Origin of the sequence: Tritonibacter mobilis (assembly GCF_001681715.1) — a bacterium.
GTDB lineage: Bacteria > Pseudomonadota > Alphaproteobacteria > Rhodobacterales > Rhodobacteraceae > Epibacterium > Epibacterium mobile.
Genome location: NZ_LNWY01000015.1, coordinates 39986 through 60881 on the forward strand (window position 1 = coordinate 39986; position 20896 = coordinate 60881).

The following is a 20896-nucleotide window of genomic DNA, read 5'->3' on the forward strand; positions in this document are numbered from 1 at the left end:
AATATGACGCAATTTGCGCCTCTGGAATCGCATCCCCGCAGCTGGGGGGCGTAATTTTTTTACCATTAGAGCTGCGTCAAACCACCGTAGTTTTGTTAAGTCATTGAAAAGGCGTGGAATCGGATTTCGCGGCTTCGGACAGAGGGAGTTGCTAGGTCGCAAAGGCTCTGCTACATCCACGCTGATTTCGATGCCCGGCCAAAAATCGGGCGACCTCACGCCCCCGGATGCTACCTGCCAGGACGCATATAAACCGGGGCCAAAATAATATCGGAAGGGTGGACGTGTCCGAACCAGCTTCGATTTCCGCAGGCATTGCCGACCGCTATGCCACAGCGATCTTTGATATCGCTGCCGAGAGCAATGCTCTCGATAACCTCGAGACAAGCATCAATGATCTGGCAGCCGCTTTGGCTGACAGCGAAGACCTGCGCACTCTCATCACTTCACCGCTGGTGTCGCGTGACGAACAAGCAGCCGCCATCTCTGCCGTGGCAGACAAGATGGGGCTTGTTGAAGTTCTGCGCAACTCCCTCGCGCTGATGGCGGCCAAACGCCGCCTGTTTGTGGTTCCAGCCCTGATCGACGCCCTGCGTGCTCGCATTGCCGAAGCCCGCGGCGAGGTCACAGCCGACGTTGTTTCCGCTAAGGCACTGACCAAGACCCAGAGCGATAAACTGGCCAAAACCCTCGCAGAGCGCGTGGGCAAAAAGGTCACCATCAATGCCACCGTCGATGCAAGCATCATCGGCGGTCTCGTCGTAAAAGTGGGCTCGAAGATGATCGACAGCTCGATCCGCTCCAAGCTCAACTCCCTACAGAATGCAATGAAAGAGGTCGGATAAATGGGTATCCAAGCAGCGGAAATTTCCGCGATCCTTAAAGACCAGATCAAGAATTTTGGTCAAGAAGCCGAAGTGGCCGAGATCGGCCGCGTTCTCTCCGTCGGTGACGGTATCGCCCGTGTCTACGGCCTCGACAACGTCCAGGCGGGCGAAATGGTCGAGTTCCCCGGCGGCATCATGGGCATGGCGCTGAACCTCGAATCCGACAACGTCGGTGTGGTTATCTTCGGCTCCGACCGCGACATTAAAGAAGGCGACACCGTCAAGCGCACCAACTCCATCGTGGACGTGCCTGCTGGTCCCGAGCTTCTGGGTCGCGTTGTCGATGGCCTCGGCAACCCGCTGGACGGCAAAGGTCCGATCGAAGCCAAAGAGCGTAAAGTTGCAGACGTGAAAGCGCCGGGCATCATCCCGCGTAAATCCGTGCACGAGCCGATGGCCACTGGCCTCAAGTCCGTGGACGCGATGATCCCCGTTGGCCGTGGCCAGCGTGAGCTGATCATTGGTGACCGTCAGACCGGTAAAACCGCGATTGCTCTGGACACCATCCTGAACCAGAAATCCTACAACGACGCTGCAGGCGACGACGAGAGCAAGAAGCTCTACTGCGTCTATGTCGCTGTCGGTCAGAAGCGCTCCACCGTGGCGCAGCTGGTGAAGAAACTGGAAGAGTCCGGCGCGATGGCATACTCCATCGTTGTGGCCGCGACCGCGTCCGACCCGGCGCCGATGCAGTTCCTCGCACCCTATGCAGCAACCGCGATGGCCGAATACTTCCGCGACAGCGGCAAGCACGCGCTCATCATCTATGATGACCTCTCCAAGCAAGCTGTTGCTTACCGTCAGATGTCCCTGCTGCTGCGCCGCCCGCCGGGCCGTGAAGCCTATCCGGGTGACGTTTTCTACCTCCACTCCCGTCTGCTGGAGCGTTCGGCAAAGCTGAACGAAGACTTCGGTGCAGGCTCGCTGACCGCGCTGCCGATCATCGAAACCCAAGGTGGCGACGTGTCCGCGTTTATTCCGACCAACGTGATCTCCATCACCGACGGTCAGATCTTCCTTGAGACCGAACTGTTCTACCAGGGCATCCGCCCCGCCGTGAACACCGGTCTGTCGGTTTCGCGTGTGGGCTCCTCGGCACAGACCGATGCGATGTCCTCCGTTGCGGGCCCTGTGAAACTGTCCCTCGCTCAGTATCGCGAGATGGCAGCCTTTGCTCAGTTCGGTTCCGACCTCGACGCCGCAACCCAGCAGCTGCTGGCCCGTGGCGCGCGTCTCACTGAGCTGATGAAACAGCCGCAGTATTCGCCGCTCACCAACTCTGAAATCGTCTGCATCATCTTCGCGGGCACCAACGGCTACCTCGACAAAGTCGACGTCAAGGAAGTGGGTCGTTTCGAAGCCGAGCTTCTGACCTTCCTGCGCTCCAAGAAGGCCGACTTCCTGCAGTGGATCACCGACGAGGATCCCAAGTTCAAGAAGGGTGAACCGGTCGAGAAGATGAAGGCTGTTCTGGACGAATTCGCAGCAGACTTCGCGTAAGGAGAGAGACAGCACATGCCTTCTCTCAAGGACCTAAAAAACCGGATCTCGAGTGTGAAAAACACTCGTAAGATCACCAAAGCCATGCAGATGGTCGCGGCGGCGAAACTTCGCCGCGCCCAAGAAGCGGCTGAGGATGCACGCCCCTATGCCGAGCGGTTCAATGCCGTGATGGCGGGGCTGGCAGCTTCTGTCGGTCAAAGCGATACCGCGCCCAAGCTCCTTGCGGGTACGGGTTCGGATCAGGTTCAGCTCTTGGTGGTCATGACCGCCGAGCGCGGCCTGTGCGGTGGCTTTAACGCCAATATCGCGAAACTGGCGCGTCAGAAGGTCCTCGGCCTTCAGGCGGCTGGCAAGACCGTGAAGATCCTCACCGTGGGCAAGAAGGGCCGTGATGTCCTGAAGCGTGAGTTCAAAGATCTCTTCGTTGGTCACGTGGACCTGACCGAAGTCAAGCGCGTGGGCTATGTCGACGCGCAGGGCATCGCCAAGGACATCCTTGCACGCTTTGACGCGGGCGAGTTCGACGTTGCAACGATCTTCTACTCGAAGTTCCAGAACGTCGTGACCCAGATCCCGACTGCTCAGCAGATCATCCCGGCGGAATTCGATGCCGAGGGCGCCGAGGCGACCTCCGGTGTGGTGGATTACGAGCCCAGCGAAGAGGCGATCCTTGCGGATCTTCTGCCGCGCGGTGTCGCCACCCAGATCTTTGCGGGTCTGCTGGAGAACGGGGCGTCCGAACAGGGTGCCCGGATGAGCGCGATGGACAACGCTACGCGGAACGCGGGCGAAATGATCGACAAACTGACCATCGAGTACAACCGCTCGCGTCAGGCCGTCATCACCAACGAGCTTATTGAAATCATTTCGGGCGCCGAGGCGCTCTAAGAGACAACCGGAGACGAAACATGGCAAATGCAAAAGGCAAGGTGACTCAGATCATCGGCGCCGTTGTGGACGTTCAGTTCGACGGCGAGCTGCCGGCGATTCTGAACTCCCTCACCACCGACAACAACGGCAAGAAGCTCGTTCTTGAGGTTGCTCAGCACCTCGGCGAGAACTCTGTCCGTACCATCGCGATGGACGCGACCGAAGGTCTCGTTCGTGGTCAGGAAGTCACCGACACCGGTGCGCCGATCACCATCCCGGTCGGTAACGCAACTCTGGGCCGCATCCTGAACGTTGTGGGTGAGCCCGTGGACGAAGGTGAGCCGATCGTCGCGAAAGAGACCCGCGCGATCCACCAGCCTGCGCCCGAGTTCAACGAACAGTCCACCGAATCCGAAGTGCTGGAAACCGGCATCAAGGTGATCGACCTGCTCGCGCCTTATGCGAAGGGTGGTAAGATCGGTCTGTTCGGCGGTGCCGGCGTTGGTAAAACCGTTCTCATCATGGAACTGATCAACAACATCGCAAAAGTGCACTCGGGCTACTCCGTGTTCGCGGGTGTTGGTGAGCGGACTCGTGAAGGCAACGACCTTTACCACGAGATGATCGAATCCAACGTGATTAAGCCCGACAACCTCGAAGAGTCGCAGGTTGCTCTGGTTTACGGCCAGATGAACGAGCCTCCGGGTGCGCGTGCCCGCGTTGCTCTGACCGGTCTGACCCTCGCCGAACAGTTCCGTGACCAGTCCGGCACCGACGTTCTGTTCTTCGTGGACAACATCTTCCGCTTCACGCAGGCCGGTTCCGAGGTGTCCGCACTTCTGGGTCGTATCCCCTCCGCTGTGGGCTACCAGCCGACGCTGGCGACCGACATGGGTGCGATGCAGGAGCGTATTACCTCCACCAAGAACGGCTCGATCACCTCGATCCAGGCTGTGTATGTTCCCGCGGACGACCTTACCGACCCGGCACCTGCAACAACCTTTGCCCACTTGGACGCGACCACCGTTCTCAACCGTGCGATCTCCGAGCTTGGCATCTACCCCGCTGTGGACCCGCTCGATTCCTCGTCGCGCCTGATGGACCCGCAGATCGTTGGCGAAGAGCACTACAAAGTGGCCTCCGACGTTCAGCAGATCCTCCAGCGCTACAAGTCGCTGCAGGACATCATCGCGATCCTCGGCATGGACGAACTCTCCGAAGAGGACAAGCTGACCGTTGCGCGTGCGCGTAAGATCCAGCGTTTCCTGTCGCAGCCGTTCGACGTTGCAAAGGTCTTCACCGGTTCCGATGGTGTGCAGGTTTCCCTTGAGGACACCATCGCGTCGTTCAAAGCCGTTGTGGCCGGCGAATACGATCACCTGCCCGAAGGCGCCTTCTACATGGTTGGCGGCATCGACGAAGTGATCGCAAAAGCCGAGAAAATGGCTGCTGACGCGGCCTAAGGAGGGCCCTGATGGCTGATACGATGCAATTCGATCTCGTGAGCCCGGAGCGTAGCCTTGCTTCGCTTCAGGCCCGCGCGGTCCAGATCCCCGGCTCCGAGGGTGACATGACGGCGATGCCCTTGCACGCGCCGACACTCACCACCCTGCGTCCGGGCATCCTGAAGGTGGAAGCACCGGAAGGCACCACGGAGTATCTCGTCACCGGCGGGTTTGCCCAGATCACTGCCGAGGGCCTGTCGGTTCTCGCAGAGCGGGCAATCCCCATGGATGAGATGACCCGCGCCCATCTGGACGAGCTCATCGAGGAAGCCCGCGCCATGTACAAGACCGCCAAGGATGATGAGTCCGCACACGGTCTGGTGGAAGACGCGGCCAAGCTGCTTGCAGATATGGAAGCGCTCGGGACCCACATGAGCCTCTGACACCACTGTCAGAACCTAAGAGACAAGAAACCGGCCTGCGCCCTGCAGGCCGGTTTCTTTTTGGTAAGGGTTGGACGATACTTTCAATTTGTTGATTGTTTGAAGGTTGAGGTTCCAAATGCCTACAGTGCGTCTGTGGAGTTCCCGCACCGGCATCGCGCAGGGTGATGTGGAGGTGTTCTCAGAGTTCGACTCGGGCGGCACCATGTGGACGGGCGAGGGGGAGCGTGAACGCCGTCTGCATCTGCGCTTTGACGATGCCTTTGCCGCACCGCCTGCCGTGCATGTGACAGCGTCGCTGATGGATATGGACCACACCGCCGCCTATCGCGCGGAATTGGTGGCCGAAGAGGTCACCACCGAGGGCTTTGACATCGTTTTCCGCACCTGGTCCGACAGCCGGGTCGCCCGCGTCCGCGCCGCGTGGATGGCCATTGGCGATATGCCGTTTGAGGACGACTGGGTGGTGGACTAGGGGCGGTATCACGTCGTGCATGTGCCACGACTTGGATCAAGGCAGCGTTGGGGGCTCGGTCAAACGCCCCCAGATGAGAATATCCCAGTGCTACTCGTAGGCGAGCACCATTTGGCCGGAGGCGCTTCTTCGGATGAACAGTTCCACCAAAGCCAAATTTATCGGGAAGCAGAGCATATGCGCCAGCGCATAGCCGCGTTCGGCTTCAACGCCGAGCAGAGCAAAAAACGCGACCAGCAGATAAACAGTGAGAATTGCCAGTAATACCGCGTAGCTTCTCAGCATCCACTGCCCGTGTTGCAGGTATTGCTTCTTCCAGATGTGATAAAAGGCAATCCCCACAAAGGAGATACCCAAGATGCCCCCAAGGATGTTGGAAATGATCGTGTTTGTGCCGCCAATCATTGGAAGCGAAAAGGAAATATAGGCCCCGAGCCCCAGACCAAGCGTCGCGGTAAACGCATAAAAATACCCGCTTGCCCGGTGCAGTAGGGGCGCTTTTTGTCGAACAACAGGAAGGAACTGGATGATCCCTGCTATCAGCGCCACCGATGCCGCAGTGATATGACCGACAACGGCAAATTCGCTTGATTGATAAAGCGGCTGCTGTCGCACAGAGAATTCATGCCAGAAGCTACTCTGCTGCCCGGAGAGATACTCCAGCATCGCATCTGTTTCAGCGAGTGCCAAAACGGATGCGGCACCACCGAATAGATACCGAAGCGAATAGAGCGCGATCATTAACGTGAGGGCGATACCAACATATAAAACGACGTGTCTTGCGATTTTCAACATAACGGTCCTTGGTCGGCCATCCTGCACCTCTCCATCAGAGAAGGGGCAATTGCGCCTGCTGAGTTTGTAATTGACCATGGTCATATTTAAATAAATGACCGAGGTCAATTAAATGATTGCAAGATCACTGTCGCGTGGGGCGCGTTCCCGATTGGCGCAGACCAGCCAATGACGTCCAAAACCGGTGTGTAAAAAATCTCATATTGCCTCTTGAGCTTCCAGTGACAGGAACCCCTACATGGAAGACAATAGGCAATAACGGAGTCGTTCCATGACCCAACCGATCACCGCCCGCCTCTCGATTGAGGGTATGACCTGCGCTGGATGCGTGGGGCGTGTTGACCGCACCTTGGCGGCACTGCCGGGGCTTAGTGATGTCTCGGTGAACCTCGCCAATGAGACCGCGCAGATCACCGCAGCCAACCGCGAGGCGCTGGAGCACGCCGACAGCGCCCTGCGCGATCTTGGCAAACCGGCGCGCCATCAGATGGTGCAGTTGTCCATCGCGGGTATGACTTGCGGCGGCTGCGTCGGCCGGGTGGAGCGCGCGATCAAGGCGCTGCCCGGTGTGGTCTCGGCCAATGTGAACCTCGCCGCCGAGAGCGCGCAGGTGGAGATCCTGCAAGGGGTGGTGACGCCCTCGCAAGTGGCGGCAGCCAGCACCGAAGCGGGCTATCGCGCCCGCCCGGCAGAGGCGCGCGACAGCGAGGACCGCAGCGCCCGTAAGGACCGTGAGGCGCGTGATCTGCGTCGTCAGGTCTGGATCGCCGCCATGCTGACCCTGCCGGTGTTTTTGTTGGAAATGGGCGGCCACATGGTCCCGGCGGTGCATCACTGGATCGCGCAGACCATCGGCATGCAGACCTCATGGGTGATCCAGGCCGTGCTGACCACGGCGGTGCTGTTCCTTCCCGGTCGGGCCTTTTTCACGCTGGGGCTGCCCGCTTTGCGCAAGGGCGCGCCTGATATGAACAGCCTTGTGGCGCTCGGGGCAGGGGCCGCGTGGATCTACTCTCTGGTGGCGACTTTTGTCCCTTCTCTGCTGCCTGCCGATGTGCGTGCGGTTTATTTCGAGGCGGCAGCGATGATCGTGACCCTGATCCTGATTGGCCGTTGGCTGGAGGCCCGCGCCAAGGGCCGCACGGGGGCCGCCATTCAGGCGCTGGTGGGCTTGCAGGCCCGCCATGCCCGCCGACTGACCAAGGATGGCCAGCCCGAGGATGTGGATGTGGATGATCTTGCCCCCGGTGATCGCATCCTTGTGCGTCCCGGCGAACGCATCCCCACCGATGGCGAGGTGCTGGAGGGCAGCGCCCATGTGGATGAGAGCATGATCTCGGGCGAGCCGATCCCGGTGGAGAAATCCGCAGGCGCTGCGGTCACCGGCGGGACTGTGAATGGCGAGGGCAGTCTCACCGTCAGCGTGACCCGCACCGGGGCCGAGACCACGCTGGCGCAGATCATCCGCATGGTCGAGGACGCGCAGGGTGCCAAACTGCCGATCCAGAGCCTCGTGGATAAGGTCACCCTGCGCTTTGTGCCGGTGGTGATGGGGCTGGCGCTGCTGACGGTGGCCGTATGGCTGATGGTAGGGCCGGAGCCCACATTGACCAACGCCCTGGTGGCCGGGGTGTCGGTGCTGATCATCGCCTGTCCCTGCGCCATGGGTCTGGCGACGCCGACCTCGATCATGGTCGGGACGGGGCGCGCGGCAGAGCTTGGTGTGTTGTTTCGTAAGGGCGACGCGCTACAATCCCTCAACGAGGTCGATATTATCGCCTTTGACAAGACCGGCACCCTGACAGAGGGCCGCCCGTCACTGGTGGCGCTGCACCCGACCGCAGGGTTTGACCGCGCCGAGGTATTGGGTGCAGTGGCGGCGGTAGAGGCACGTTCCGAGCATCCCATCGCCCGCGCGCTGGTGACAGCCGCGCAGGACGAGGGCCTGACTCTCGCGGAGGTCAGTGATTTTCAGAGCCACACAGCGCGCGGTGTCACCGCCAAGGTTGCCGGGCGCGTGATCCATATCGGCAGCGCGCGATTGATGTCAGAGGCTGGCATCAGCGTTGATGCGCTGGCGGCAGAGGCGCTCGAGCGCGCCAACCGGGGTGAAAGCGTGCTCTACACCGCCATCGACGGCCAGCTTGCGGCGCTGCTGGCGGTGGCAGACCCGATCAAACCGACCAGTGCCGCAGCAATCAAAGCGCTGCGGGCGATGGGCAAGGATGTGGCGATGATCTCTGGCGATGCTCCGGCCACCGCAGAGGCCATTGCCCGCGATCTGGGCATCTCCCATGTGGTTGCAGGTGTTGCCCCTGAGGGCAAAGTGGCCGCGCTCAAGGATCTTGCCTCACGCGGGCGCAAGCTGGGCTTTGTCGGCGATGGCATCAACGACGCACCGGCCTTGGCGCAGGCGGATGTGGGGATTGCGATTGGCACCGGCACCGATGTGGCGATTGAGGCCGGCGATGTGGTGCTGATGTCGGGCGATCTCGGCGGCGTGGTGACGGCGATCAATATCTCGCACAGGACGTTGGTGAACATCCGCCAGAACCTCGGCTGGGCCTTTGTCTACAACGCCGCGCTGATCCCGCTGGCGGCGGGCGCGCTCTATCCGGCATTCGGCATATTGCTCTCGCCAGTGTTTGCCGCCGGGGCGATGGCGCTGTCGTCGGTGTCGGTGCTGACCAATGCGCTGCGGCTGCGGCGGGCCTAACGGTCCTGCGCTGTCACCGGCGGACAATGCCAGTCGCGAGTGGAGGGGGAAATTCATTGAAATTTCCCCCTCCGCATGTACGCTCTCCATATTCGACATGTAATATATGAGTTGGAGAGTTTTCTATGAAAGTCATTTCAGCGCTCGCGACCGCAGTGGTCGCCGCAACCAGCTTGCCGGATATTGCGCGTGCCACGGACATGGCTGTCGTCGCCTCTGATGGGTGCATTTTGACCATCGGGCGCGATGTCGACACAAGCCCCGGCTTTGCACTGCCAGTTAAATTCATCGACATAGATCGTGCGCCCCCCGCAACGGTGGACAAGAGCGCTCTTACGCCCATCGCAACGGCGCTTGCGGTGAAGCTTGTGGAGACGGCTTTTGAATCCGGTGTGAGCTATCTGAACAAGAAAGCGAACCCGGAACCGGAGACAGCGGAGCGGACCCTTGCAGTTGACCTGTTTCGGGTGGCGCAGGATATGAAAGTGCCTGCGCCAACAGATAAAGAGCCCGCCAAGGAAAAGATAGTCCGACCCGTGTTCTTGAATCCAGCGCTGAAGTGCCTGACAATTGTCACGGCATCTGCTCCGATCCGGACTGAGGCAGGGGTGATCAGCACTGCTGATCTGCTCCAAAAGATCGCGCAGGATGAAGAAAATGTGGAGCCATGGACGGACTACACAGAGACGAATGGCCTATCTGATGAAACGGCGGGATATCGTTTGGCAAAAGCGGGGATTGCTTTGTTTGACGGTGGCACTTTGGGGTCGATCTTGGAGCTTCGGTTGGAGCTATCCGCCGATGGTAGCGCGTTTCGCTATGTGCCGGTCTATTTCGACGTGATGAATTTCGCGACCAAGGGCAAAGAAAAACGCGACATCGGTTTCACCATCAAACTCGCAAGCCTCGGCCAGACGGCAGAGAACAATATCGCATTGGCGAGTTTTCACGCCAATCAGCTCGCTGTTGTCAAAGGTGACGGCGACAACGCCGGTTTGAGCGTGCAATCGAGCAAAGCCTTCGGTGGTTTTGGCCCGGCAACAGTTCAGGCGGTGATGGGGCGGGGGGCATGGTCCAAGTTCGTGATGCCAGATGCGGCGCTGCCACAGAATATCGTGGAACTTTTGAATTTTAGCGCGTTGCCGACGCTCGAGAATATTCCTGAATTTGCGGATTTCATCAGCGAAGCAAAACGCTTGCAGGGTGGTCCATTCACCTACAAACCGATGAATATTTCCGTTTCATTTGAAGAGAGCACCGAAGCCTCACAGATCGTCACCTTCCTGAATGACTTTGTAAAAGAAAATGATGCGCTCAAGGATCAGTTGAAACAGTCGACGATCAAGGCGCTAGGGCTGCAATCCGATGCGGCTGATCTGGCGGAGCTTACGGCTCTCAAGCAAAAAGAAATCGACGCAGCCAAGGCGTATCTTGCGGTTTTTGAGGCTGACCCCAATCACCTTCTGCCGGAAAAAGCAGACTGGTTCAAAAAGCAAGTGAAGGATCGCAAGGAGCAAATCGCAAAGATGGAGGCCGAGCTTGCTGCATTGAAATTTGGTGAGGACCCCTATGCGCCCACGCAGGGACTAGACAATCCTGAACCAGAAATCGAAGGGTAGGGCGGTTCTGCCGAAAGAGACTGCGGAAACTGGTCTGCGGGGCGTTCACATTGATCGCCGGGGCGGTGAGGCGATGCCTCTGCCGCCCCTATTTTGCCGCCAACACCGGAGCATGGCTGCGTTGATGGACCACCAGTGAGCCAAAGCCCGACAATACGATCAGCGCCAATCCGCAGAGCGAGATGACATCCGGCCAATCGCCAAAGACCACAACGCCCAGCACGGTTGCCGAAATTAGCTGACTGTAGACCAGTGGCGCAATGAGCGAGGCTTCGGCGGTTTTGCTGGCAACCACCAGAATGTAGTTCCCGACCGCCGACCCAAGCGCGCTGATGGCGAGCAGCGCCATGATCGGCCAGCTTAGCGCAGGCAGATCCGCGCTGATCCCGACAGGCGTCAGCAAAAGCGACCCGATCAGCAGTTGCGACATCAGCAACAGGCGCGGGCGGTAGCTGCCTGCAACGGTGCGCGTCACGGCCAGATAAGTCCCGTAGCAGCCCCCGGCGGCCAGCGCATAAAGCAGACCAAAGCTCGCGCCGAAACCGGGTTTTACGACCAGCATCACACCGATGAACCCCAACCCCAGCAGCAAGCTGCGTTGGAGCGAAGGACGTTCACCCAAAAACAGCACCGCAATGACATAAGACACGATGGGCCCGACGAAAAATGCGCCAAACACATTGGCGATCGGCTCTGTCTTGAGCGCGGTGAGAATGCAGGAGATGCCACCGGTGACCAACCCGGCGCGCAGCCAGACCCGCCAGTCGCGGGCGATGTAGAGCTCGCTCAGACGCATTCCGCTGAGCGGCAGCAGCACCAATGCCCCAAGCGCAAAGCGCGACCATGCCACCACCACCGGATCAACTCCGCGCGCCGTCAGCAGCTTTCCGGCGGTGTCGCCCATGACCACACAGGTAACGGCAGTGAATACAAGAGCGGCAAGGCGCAGCAGGTCGGTGGTTCTCATGAGGGCAACTTTATGCAGGGGCGGATGAGAAGGGCCTATCAGGTGCTGCGGGCGCTTCAAAGCGCTCTCTGAGCAATGTTGTGGAGTGTGAGTACGGAGTTGATGAGGCCGGCCCAAAGGCGCAAACACTCTCGGACCCAGATGAGGCGATTTGATAGCGGATCAGGTAGGTGTCCTGCGCATGAAGGTCAATCGGGTTGTCCGGGAGAATATCAGACCGGCCCGGCATGTGCGGCGGAGAGATGCCTCAATGCGGAGACAGGCGTTGGCAGCAGGCTCGCACTAAGCTGACCGTCAGCTGTGCGGGACAAACCTGCCGTTCTAAATTTCGGTATAGCCGCTTTGAACAAGACGTTTGACCGTTGGATACCTAAGCCGCAGATAGGCTAAAATGCCGCTTAGTTCGTTCTCAATGTCGATATCATCGGGACACTGCAAAATGCTCACTTCTGAGGCGTCGTCCATATAGCTTCGCGCTGTAACCTGTGTGCCCGTGTGTTCGAAGGTGTACTGCAAGTAATTGTAAAAGTAGGAGCATTCCCCCGACCGTGGATCAAGGTCGGTATCAACGAGATGCTCGACTTTGCTTGGCAACTGTTCGCTGAGGCCATTCACGGTAAGTGCTCTTTTTTCTCGATACCCGAAGGTGTTGCTGACGATGTTTGGATGGTCAACATATGCCATTTCGCTGCGTTCGCATCAATCAAGCATCATGGTAGGTATGGGCTCAAAAGCCGCTTTTAGAACGCCCAACGAACAGCCGCACGAATGGCGGGTTACATTTGAGGGCCGTCCACAAAAAAACACCCCACAACATCTCGCGGGGTGTTTTGATGAGATCTGAGGGATCTTAGCTCTGGCTGTTGTAGAGCGACTCGTAGATCGGGATCAGGGTCTTGTCCTCAAACAGCGAGGACACAGAAGTGCCATGCCAGATGTTCAGGATCGCTTGGGTAAACAGCGGTGCGGTCGGCAGGATGCGGATGTTGGGTGCATTCAGAACCGCCTCGGAAGGCTGAATGGAATCGGTCAGGACCAGCGATTTCATCACCGAATTGGTCACGCGCTCCACGGCAGGGCCGGACATGACGCCGTGGCTGATGTAGGCGTGGACCTCTTTGGCTCCGTTATCCAAAAGCACCTGAGCCGCCTTGCATAGCGTACCAGCCGTGTCGCACATGTCGTCGACGATTAGGCAGATCTTGCCGGTGACATCGCCGATCACGGTCATCTCGGCAATTTCACCGGGTTTTTCGCGGCGTTTGTCGACGATGGAGAGCGGCGCATTGATGCGTTTGGCCAACTCGCGGGCGCGGGCCACGCCGCCCACGTCGGGAGAGACCACCATCAGGTCGTCCATGCTGTCCTTGAACTGGGCCTTCACGTCCAGCGCGAAGATCGGGCTGGCATAGAGGTTGTCCACCGGAATGTCGAAAAAGCCCTGAATTTGCGCGGCGTGCAGATCGAGGGTCAGAACCCGCTCAATGCCTGCACCGGTCAGCATGTTGGCGACCAGCTTTGCCGAGATCGGCGTGCGGGCCTTGGTGCGGCGATCCTGACGGGCATAGCCGAAGTATGGAATAACCGCTGTAATGCGCTGTGCCGAGGAGCGGCGCAGCGCATCGGCGATGATCAGCAGCTCCATCAGATTGTCGTTGGCCGGGTTCGACGTCGGCTGGATGATGAACATATCCTCGCCGCGCACGTTCTCGTAGACTTCGACAAAGATTTCGCCGTCGTTAAAGCGCTCGACACGGGCGCTGACGAGCTCTTGGTCGACGCCGCGATGCATGCTCATGCGGCGCGAGATTGATTTGGCGAGCGGAAGATTGGCGTTCCCAGCGATGAGCTTGGGTTCGTTCAAGGTCGGCATTGGCTGATTATCCCCAGGCAGCAATGTGACAGATTCGTGATATTGAACCCCGCTTAACACGCACATAGTCTCGGGCCTAGTTCTAAGCACGAGGAATTCTCGCCATGACCGCCTCCGCCCCCTCAATCGACTACTATTTTTCCACACTGTCGCCTTTCAGCTACCTTGCCGGGCAACGTCTGGAAGAAATTGCCGCCCGCCATAGCGCGGCGGTAACCTATAAGCCGTTTGACATTATGGCGCTGTTTGCGCGCACCGAGGGCACACCGCCCAAGGACCGTCACCCGGCGCGGCAAGACTACCGGCTGATCGAAATTGAGCGTCAGTCCAAACGCACCGGTCTGCCGCTCAACCTGAAGCCAGCGCATTGGCCCACCAATGCGGCGCCCTCCTCCTATGCGATCATTGCGGCGCAAAAGGCCGGTGGCGGTGATCTTGGGGCATTGGTGCATGCCACGTTGCGTGCGATCTGGTCCGAGGAGCGCGATATCGCGCAGGATGATGTGGTGAAATCTCTGTTGCAGAGCGCCGGTTTCGACCCCGCGCTGGCGGATAGCGGTTTGCTGACCGGCGCGGAGATCTATGCGCAAAACCTCGAGGATGCGGTGAACGCAGGTGTCTTTGGCGCGCCTTTCTACGTGACGGCAGACGGGGCGAAATTCTGGGGGCAGGACCGGCTGGAGGATCTCGACTGGCATCTTGGGGGGCAGGGCGCGTGAGTCTGGATATGACCTCCCTGCCGCAAGAGGTATACCATCGCAGCTTTGGCACGGGCGCACGCGCGGTTCTGGCAGTGCATTGCTCGCTGGCGCACTCGGGTGCCTGGCGGGGGCTGGTGGCGGCGCTGGGCGAAGATCAGGTGAGGTTCGAGGCCTTTGACATGCTCTCGCACGGCAAGAGCCCTGATTGGGACGGGCAGGGGCTTCTGCAACAGCGCAATGCCGAGGCCGGCTTGCTCCTTCTGGAGGCTTTGGTTGCGCGCGCGGGTGGTCCTGTGGATCTGGTCGGGCATTCTTTTGGTGCCACGGTGGCGCTGGCGATGGCCGAGATGCGCCCGGAGCTGGTGCGCAGCCTTGTGATGATCGAGCCGGTCCTGTTTGCCGCGGCCCAAGTGCAATACCCCGAGGCACTGGTCCAGATGCGGGCCGATCATCAGGCGGTGCGCGCGCCTTATGAGGCGGGCGATGTGGAACATGCCACCCGGCTTTTTAACCGTGCATGGGGGACGGGCTATCCCAAATGGCCGGACCTGCCGGAGCGCGCCCGCGCGGCGATGGTGCGGTCTTTTCCGGCGGTGATGGACTGTGACAGTCAGGTCTATGATGACGCGGTGGGGCTGCTGGCACCCGGCGCGCTGGAAGCGCTGCCGATGCCGGTGCTGGTGATGCAGGGGGGCGCGACCCAGCCGATCATGTCTGCGGTGACTGAGGCGCTGTCAGCGCGGATGCCGGAGGCGCAGGTCGCGGTCATCGAGGGCGCGGGCCACATGGTGCCGGTGACACATCCCGAGGCGGTGGCCGAGGTGATCGGAAATTTCTGGCCCGAGGGATGAGCCTCTGCTGATCGGCGTTTGGGCCGGTCAGCCCCTTAGACCGGTTCCTCGATAATGTAGTCTTCCCATTCCTCCAGCGGCGTGTCGAATTCCGACACGGTCATGCCGCGCACAGAGACCCCGGCGCGATGCACGCTGTCCGGATCGCCCGTCACCAGCGGGTGCCAGTCGGGCAGGGGGTTGCCCTCCCACAGACGGCGATAGGCGCAGGTCTGCGGCATCCAATAGGCGTGGGTGTCGAGGTTTTCGGGCTTCAGCACGATGCATTCGGGGATGAAACTGTGCCGGGTCTCGTAATGGGCGCATTGGCAGGACTGATCGTCCAGCAGGCGGCAGGCCACGCGCGTCAGCGCCACCTCACCGGTGTCTTCGTCTTCCAGCTTGTTGAGGCAGCATTTGCCGCAGCCGTCACACAGCGCTTCCCATTCGCGCGGCGAGAGTTTCTTGAGCGGTTTCTTTTCCCAGAACTTGGGCGCAAGCCCGTCCCGGTCGATCTGATTGGTCATGTCGGCCCTCTCAGAGCGTTTGGAGGATGGCGCGGGCCTGATCGCAATCGGCCTGCATCTGGGCGATGAAGGGCTCCAGCCCGTCAAAAGTCATCTCCGGGCGCAGGTAGTCCACCAGCCCGACGGACAGATGCGCGCCATAAAGGTTGCCCTTGAAATCAAAGAGATAGGTCTCGATGTTGGGCTGTTCGCCGTCAAACATCGGCCGCACCCCGACGGAGGCGGCACCGTGGTAGCTGCCCTTATGGGGGCCGTCGAGCACATCCACCAGCACCGCATAGACGCCAAAGGCAGGCGGGTGCAACCCGTCGATGGACTGGTTCGCGGTGGGAAAGCCAAGCTCGCGGCCACGCTGCTCGCCGCCGATCACCTCGCCCTCGATGCGGTGCCAATGGCCCAGCATGGCGGCGGCGTCGCGGGGGCGGCCTTCGCTCAGGGCGGTGCGGATCGCGGTGGAGGACACCGTGTGTTTGGAATATTCCATCAAAGGCGCGATGGTGACGCCAAAGCCCATCTCCTGTCCGAAGCGCTGGAGATCCTCGACGGTGCCCGCGCGGCCCTTGCCAAAGCAGAAATCGGCACCCACCACCACATGCGCCAGCCCCAGGCCTTCAAAGATCACCTTGCGGGCAAACTCCTCAGGCGTCAGCGACGAGAGCGCTTGGTTGAAATTCAGCTGATAGAGCTTTTCAACGCCGATCTTTTCCAGCCGATGCGCGCGCGCCTCTGCCGACATCAGGCGAAAGGGCGGGGCATTGGGGGCAAAGAACTCGCGCGGGTGCGGCTCAAAGGTCATGACACCCAAGGGCGCTTCTGGTGCGGCCTGCCGCGCCAGATCAATGACCGAGCGATGGCCGCGGTGGACGCCATCGAAATTGCCGATCGCGACGGTGGCCCCGCGATCTTGGTCGTCAACAAATTGATAATCACGGATGATGCGCATGGCGTTTCCCTAGCTCTGAGTGGGGGATGGCGCAAGGGTGCTGTGCCCGAGTGACGTTCAGTGAAGGGGATGATGTGGAATTTAGGTATTTGTAAAAAGATGAAGCCCTGCGCGAGATGCGTCTGCGATCATGCATATGAGCGGTCTTTGTAGGGAACAGTTTCCAGCCGTGCGATCAGATTGTTCAGCAGCTTTTCCTCGGCGCGGTTGCGCACGGTGTCGGGGTTCCAGACCAGATAGACATCGACCTCTGGCAGATCCTCGAACGGGGGCACCTGCCACAGCAGCCCGTCGCGCAGGTCGCGGGCCACCACATGTTTGGGCAAGGGACCGATACCAAGGCCTGCCATGATCATGCGCCGCACCTCTTCCAGATTTTCCGACACGCCTGTTACTTGCGTTGCAAGTGCGGCGCGGGCGCGCAGGAGGGTCACGTCCTGCAACGCGTCTTGCAGGCGATCATTGTCAAACACCACCGTTGCGTGGCCTTTGAGATCGTCCAGCGTCAGGTCGCTGCGACCAAACAGAGGATGGCGCGGGCCGCAAAACAGCGCGAATGTCTCGCGGTAGACGGGGATATAGCGCAGGTTGGGGTCCGGTTCGCGCACCAAAGCCAGTGCAAAGCTCACCCGCTTTGCCGCCACCGCAGCGATGGCATCACCACTGGTGATCACATCGATGGCGAGGCTTGCCTTTGGGTGCTCGGCGTAGAAATCGCCAATGACCGAATCAAACAGCGGGCAGAGCACATGGCTGGCCACCGCAATGCGCACATGGCCGCTGATTTCGGGGGCGACGGTGCGCATCAGGGTGGCGAGCCGCAGGATTGAGCCGTTGATGTTCACCGCCTCGCGATAAAGGAGCTCCCCCGCTTCGGTGAGCGCGAAATGTCCCGGCGAGCGGTCGATCAGGCGCTGGCCCAGCTGGTCTTCCAGTTTTTTCAGGGCGACCGAAACCGTGGGCTGTTTTAGCCGCAATTGCTCTGCCGCCTCGGTCACAGAACCGCTCTCAGCGAGCACCACAAAGGTGCGCAACAGGTTCCAGTTCATCTCACGGGTGAGGCGTTCGGGGTCGATGTGGTGCGGGGCCGGTTGGGGTTGTGACATTCTTTTAAAAACAGATCCCTATGGCGAATTTTGTGGGGCGGGCTATTGCGCCAAATCGCCGTGTTGCGCGCCTTCATTATTTAAATCTATGTTGAGATAATCAATTATCTATTTGATCTATTTCAGATCCCTCCGCAGATTTCGCTGAAACACAACGTAGCGCAGCCACCCTCGGCAGAAGCGGCAAGAGCCGACAGAGGGGGCATTTGGTCAATGCGCTGCAACGACAACAGGGAACGGAGTTTTTCTCATGCGTAAGTCACTATGGACCACCGCAGCCACGGCGGCTGCTTTCACCCTGTCGCTGGGCGCGGCGGAGGCGGCCGATATGCGGCTCAAACTCGCGGGCGTCGTCCCGGTCGAACATTTCGGCAATGATATCCTGAAACAGATCGAAGCCGATATCGAAGGCGCTGATGTGGGCCTCTCGGTGACGCTGTTTGAGGCCGGGCAGCTTGGTTCTGGCGAAGAACTGTTCGAGGACGCCGCGCGCGGCAACGTCGATCTGGTGCATTCCGTGATCTATGCCCACCGCGACCCGGTGCTGGAGATCAACTCCTTGCCCTATCTGGTGTCGAGCTTTGACGAGATGGAGAATATCTACCTCAACAAGGACAGCGCCTTTAACGAGATTTTTGCCGAGCGGCTTGAAGGGCTGGGGCTGAAACTGCTGGCCAATGCGCCCGAAGGGTTCATCGGTGTGGTGGCCGAAACCCTGCCCGAAAACGCAACCACCGTGGGCGACAAGGGCGTCAACATCCGCGTCTGGTCCAGTCAGGTGATCAAGAACACTGTGGAGGCCATGGGCTTTAACGCGACCACAATGAACTGGGGCGAGGTCTTCCCGGCGATCCAGTCCGGCGTCGTGGATGGGGCGATCTGCTGCACCGCGCAACTGGCCTATAGCGCCTTTGCCACCTCGGATGTGGGCAAGTATTTCATTCCCTATGGCGCGGTGGTCGAGAACACCACCTATTACGCCTCCATGGAAACATGGGACGAGATGAACGACGAACAGCGCGCCGCCGTACAGGCCGCGTTCGACAAGGCCGCGCAGAGCTATTTTGCCGAGGCCAAGGCCAATGAAGCGGGCTACATCGATAAGCTCAAGGAAACCGGCTACGAGGTGGTCGAAGTCTCTGACGCCGAGCGCAGCGCCATTGCCGAGACCGTGCGCAAGGACGTCTGGCCCGGCATTGCCGAGATCGTCGGTCAGGATGTGATCGACCGCCTGATGGCCCCCAGTAACTGATCCCAATGCTCTGACAGTGCGCAGGCCCCGGCATCCGAGGCCTGTCCTTGATCTCCAGACGGTGACTGCATCATGAAAGACCTGAGCCGGGATTTGCCGCCCGGGCTGGCCAAGCTGGTCCGCATCCTGTTGCGGCTGCAAACGATCTATGTGTGCTTTGGCTGTATCGCCATGGCGCTGACCTTCTTCCTCGTGGTGGTGTTCCGATATGGCTTTAACGCCGATCTGTTCGCCTATGAGGAATGGCTGCTGATCATCTGTTTCTGGCTCTATTTCATCGCTGCCGCCATTGGTACCTGGGAGGGGGCGCATGTGAACGCCGATCTCTTGGATTTTGTCATCCTTGATCCCGTCAAACGGCGTGCGCGGGCGATCCTGATCACCGGGATCGAGCTTTTGGTGACCTTGGTGCTGTTTTACTGGTCCACGGTGATGATGATCGAGGAAATCGGCGATTATCCCCGCTATCAGACCACGATTGCCCTTCAAATTCCGTTCTTTGTGCCGCGTGCGGCGATCTTTGTCGGCTTTGGCCTGATGGGGTTCTACAGCGCGCTGCGGCTCTATATTTTCCTGAAACTTCCGGCGGCGCGCTTTGCCGTGCCCGCCGATAGCGACCCTGCCGCAGGAGCCTGAAGCCATGATTATCCTCGGCAGTCTTTTGATCCTGTGTGTGCTTCTCCTGATTGGTGTGAGCGTGCCTCTTGCCTTTGGGGGCGTGCTGGTTTTTATCGGTGTGTTTGGCGGCCATGACGTGACCGGGTTCCTGCCCACCGGCCATTGGAAGATGAACTCCATCGTGCTGCTTGCGATCCCGCTGTTCATTCTCGCCGGTGCCATCATGGAGCGGGGGCGGATCGCTGCGCCGCTGGTTTCCGTGGCGGAACTTCTGGTGGGGCGTATCCACGGGGGCCTCAGCGCGGCGGCGGTGTTCGCCAGCGGCATTTTTGGCTCGATCTCCGGCTCGGCGGCGGCGACGCTCACCTGCATCGGGTCGATCATGATGCCGCACCTGAAGGCCGCGAATTACCCGCGCGGCCCGGCGGCGGCGCTGATCGTGGCGGCCTGTCCCTTGGGGCTGCTGATCCCGCCGTCCTCGTCGCAGATCCTTTATGCCTGGGTGGCGCAGCAATCGGTGCTCAAGTGTTTCCTCTCGACCGTGGTGCCGGGGCTGATCCTGATTACGCTTTTGTGCATGGTGAACTATGTGCTGATGCGCAAGGCGGACCTGAAACTGTTGGAACGCCCGGCAAGCTACCCGCAGGAATTTGTGCGGCGCAGCGGGCGGGCCTTTCCGGCGCTGTTGATGCCGATCATCATCCTGGGTGGCATCTACGGCGGCATCATGACCCCGACCGAGGCTGCAGGCGTGGCGGTGATCTATGCCATTCCGGTGGGCCTGTTCATCTATCGCGGCCTCACGCCCCAGAACATCTGGCCGACCCTGCGCTATGCGGGCACCACGATTGGCGTGGTGATGCTGATGGTCTTTGTGGTGGTGATCGTCAGCCGCTTTCTGGTGTTCGAAGACATCCCCGGCATGGCCAAGGATCTGATCTTTTCGATCTCGGACAACCCGATCGTGATCCTGCTGATGGTCAACCTGGTGATGATCCTTATCGGCATGCTGATGGATGATATTTCGGGTCTGTTGCTGTCGGCACCGCTCTTGTTGCCCATCGTGCAAAGCGTCGGCATGGACCCGGTGCATTTTGCCGCCGTCCTTGGCGTCAATCTCGGCATGGCCAATATCACGCCGCCCACCGCGCCGCTGTTGTATCTCGGCGCAAAGGTCACCGACACGCCCGTGAGCGAGATGCTGAAGCCCACCTTCATCATGATCGTCTTTGCGTGGCTGCCGACGCTGCTGATCACCACCTTTGTGCCCGAGGTGGCGCTGTGGCTGCCCAATATTGTCTTTGGCTGAGGCCGCAAGGAGCCCCC

At 60.0% G+C, this 20896-nt stretch carries 20 protein-coding genes; 13 read left to right on the top strand and 7 right to left on the bottom strand.

From position 1 onward, the window contains the following. The first annotated feature begins 284 nt into the window (after positions 1 to 284). From UB90_RS15340 to UB90_RS15365, 6 genes are all read left to right on the top strand, one after another. Positions 285 to 845: a F0F1 ATP synthase subunit delta gene (locus UB90_RS15340; protein WP_065322763.1), complete on the top strand. Its 561-nt coding sequence runs from the start codon at positions 285 to 287 to the stop codon at positions 843 to 845. Continuing rightward, positions 846 to 2387 (top strand): F0F1 ATP synthase subunit alpha, encoded by a 1542-nt coding sequence (atpA, locus tag UB90_RS15345; RefSeq protein ID WP_009176178.1) that lies wholly within the window; start codon positions 846 to 848, stop codon positions 2385 to 2387. A 15-nt stretch (positions 2388 to 2402) separates the two neighbouring features. Then, a complete protein-coding gene (locus UB90_RS15350; RefSeq protein ID WP_065326511.1) occupies positions 2403 to 3278 on the top strand; it encodes a F0F1 ATP synthase subunit gamma in 876 nt (291 codons plus the stop codon). A 20-nt stretch (positions 3279 to 3298) separates the two neighbouring features. Further along, entirely contained in the window at positions 3299 to 4723 is a 1425-nt protein-coding gene (gene atpD / locus UB90_RS15355; RefSeq protein ID WP_005620552.1) for a F0F1 ATP synthase subunit beta, read from the top strand. An 11-nt stretch (positions 4724 to 4734) separates the two neighbouring features. Further along, on the top strand, positions 4735 to 5148 hold the full coding sequence (locus UB90_RS15360) for a F0F1 ATP synthase subunit epsilon (RefSeq protein WP_005620550.1): 414 nt from the start codon (positions 4735 to 4737) through the stop codon (positions 5146 to 5148). Positions 5149 to 5266: 118 nt separating this feature from the next. Next, on the top strand, positions 5267 to 5623 hold the full coding sequence (locus UB90_RS15365) for an H-type lectin domain-containing protein (RefSeq protein WP_065326512.1): 357 nt from the start codon (positions 5267 to 5269) through the stop codon (positions 5621 to 5623). Between the two features lie 90 nt (positions 5624 to 5713). On the opposite strand, the gene UB90_RS15370 is transcribed toward UB90_RS15365, so the two are convergent. Next, on the bottom strand, positions 5714 to 6418 hold the full coding sequence (locus UB90_RS15370) for a DUF2306 domain-containing protein (RefSeq protein WP_065326513.1): 705 nt from the start codon (positions 6416 to 6418) through the stop codon (positions 5714 to 5716). 271 nt (positions 6419 to 6689) lie between these two features. Here UB90_RS15370 and UB90_RS15375 point away from each other — a divergent pair, with 271 nt between their 5' ends. Both UB90_RS15375 and UB90_RS15380 read left to right on the top strand, forming a co-directional pair. Further along, entirely contained in the window at positions 6690 to 9134 is a 2445-nt protein-coding gene (locus UB90_RS15375; RefSeq protein WP_065326514.1) for a heavy metal translocating P-type ATPase, read from the top strand. Between the two features lie 125 nt (positions 9135 to 9259). Beyond that, a complete protein-coding gene (locus UB90_RS15380; protein ID WP_065326515.1) occupies positions 9260 to 10753 on the top strand; it encodes a hypothetical protein in 1494 nt (497 codons plus the stop codon). Positions 10754 to 10841: 88 nt separating this feature from the next. Here the strand turns inward: UB90_RS15380 and UB90_RS15385 are convergent, their stop codons facing one another. The 3 genes from UB90_RS15385 to UB90_RS15395 all read right to left on the bottom strand — a co-directional run bounded on the left by UB90_RS15385 (position 10842) and on the right by UB90_RS15395 (position 13593). Beyond that, positions 10842 to 11720, bottom strand: a complete 879-nt coding sequence (locus tag UB90_RS15385; RefSeq protein WP_065326516.1) for a DMT family transporter — start codon at positions 11718 to 11720, stop codon at positions 10842 to 10844. A 321-nt stretch (positions 11721 to 12041) separates the two neighbouring features. Continuing rightward, entirely contained in the window at positions 12042 to 12404 is a 363-nt protein-coding gene (locus UB90_RS15390; RefSeq protein WP_065326517.1) for a hypothetical protein, read from the bottom strand. A 166-nt stretch (positions 12405 to 12570) separates the two neighbouring features. Then, the gene (locus UB90_RS15395; protein ID WP_065326518.1) at positions 12571 to 13593 is read right to left on the bottom strand and encodes a ribose-phosphate pyrophosphokinase; all 1023 of its coding nucleotides are present in this window, start codon (positions 13591 to 13593) and stop codon (positions 12571 to 12573) included. A gap of 104 nt (positions 13594 to 13697) precedes the next feature. Here UB90_RS15395 and UB90_RS15400 point away from each other — a divergent pair, with 104 nt between their 5' ends. Both UB90_RS15400 and UB90_RS15405 read left to right on the top strand, forming a co-directional pair. Further along, complete coding sequence (locus UB90_RS15400; protein WP_065332038.1) at positions 13698 to 14312, top strand: 2-hydroxychromene-2-carboxylate isomerase; 615 nt, start codon at positions 13698 to 13700, stop codon at positions 14310 to 14312. Further along, entirely contained in the window at positions 14309 to 15145 is an 837-nt protein-coding gene (locus UB90_RS15405; protein WP_081285598.1) for an alpha/beta fold hydrolase, read from the top strand. The genes UB90_RS15400 and UB90_RS15405 overlap by 4 nt, the downstream gene beginning before the upstream one ends. Before the next feature lie 35 nt (positions 15146 to 15180). Here the strand turns inward: UB90_RS15405 and UB90_RS15410 are convergent, their stop codons facing one another. The 3 genes from UB90_RS15410 to UB90_RS15420 form a co-directional block, all read right to left on the bottom strand. Beyond that, positions 15181 to 15651, bottom strand: a complete 471-nt coding sequence (locus tag UB90_RS15410; protein ID WP_065326520.1) for a YcgN family cysteine cluster protein — start codon at positions 15649 to 15651, stop codon at positions 15181 to 15183. Between the two features lie 10 nt (positions 15652 to 15661). Beyond that, positions 15662 to 16594: a bifunctional riboflavin kinase/FAD synthetase gene (locus tag UB90_RS15415; RefSeq protein WP_065326521.1), complete on the bottom strand. Its 933-nt coding sequence runs from the start codon at positions 16592 to 16594 to the stop codon at positions 15662 to 15664. A gap of 128 nt (positions 16595 to 16722) precedes the next feature. Further along, positions 16723 to 17700 (bottom strand): LysR family transcriptional regulator, encoded by a 978-nt coding sequence (locus tag UB90_RS15420; protein WP_065326522.1) that lies wholly within the window; start codon positions 17698 to 17700, stop codon positions 16723 to 16725. Positions 17701 to 17950: 250 nt separating this feature from the next. On the opposite strand from UB90_RS15420, the gene dctP reads away from it, so the two are divergent. The 3 genes from dctP (at position 17951) to UB90_RS15435 (ending at position 20879) form a co-directional block, all read left to right on the top strand. After that, complete coding sequence (gene dctP / locus UB90_RS15425) at positions 17951 to 18952, top strand: TRAP transporter substrate-binding protein DctP (protein ID WP_065326523.1); 1002 nt, start codon at positions 17951 to 17953, stop codon at positions 18950 to 18952. A gap of 72 nt (positions 18953 to 19024) precedes the next feature. Further along, positions 19025 to 19588: a TRAP transporter small permease gene (locus tag UB90_RS15430; RefSeq protein ID WP_009176497.1), complete on the top strand. Its 564-nt coding sequence runs from the start codon at positions 19025 to 19027 to the stop codon at positions 19586 to 19588. Positions 19589 to 19592: 4 nt separating this feature from the next. Next, positions 19593 to 20879, top strand: a complete 1287-nt coding sequence (locus tag UB90_RS15435) for a TRAP transporter large permease (protein ID WP_065326524.1) — start codon at positions 19593 to 19595, stop codon at positions 20877 to 20879. Positions 20880 to 20896: the final 17 nt, after the last annotated feature.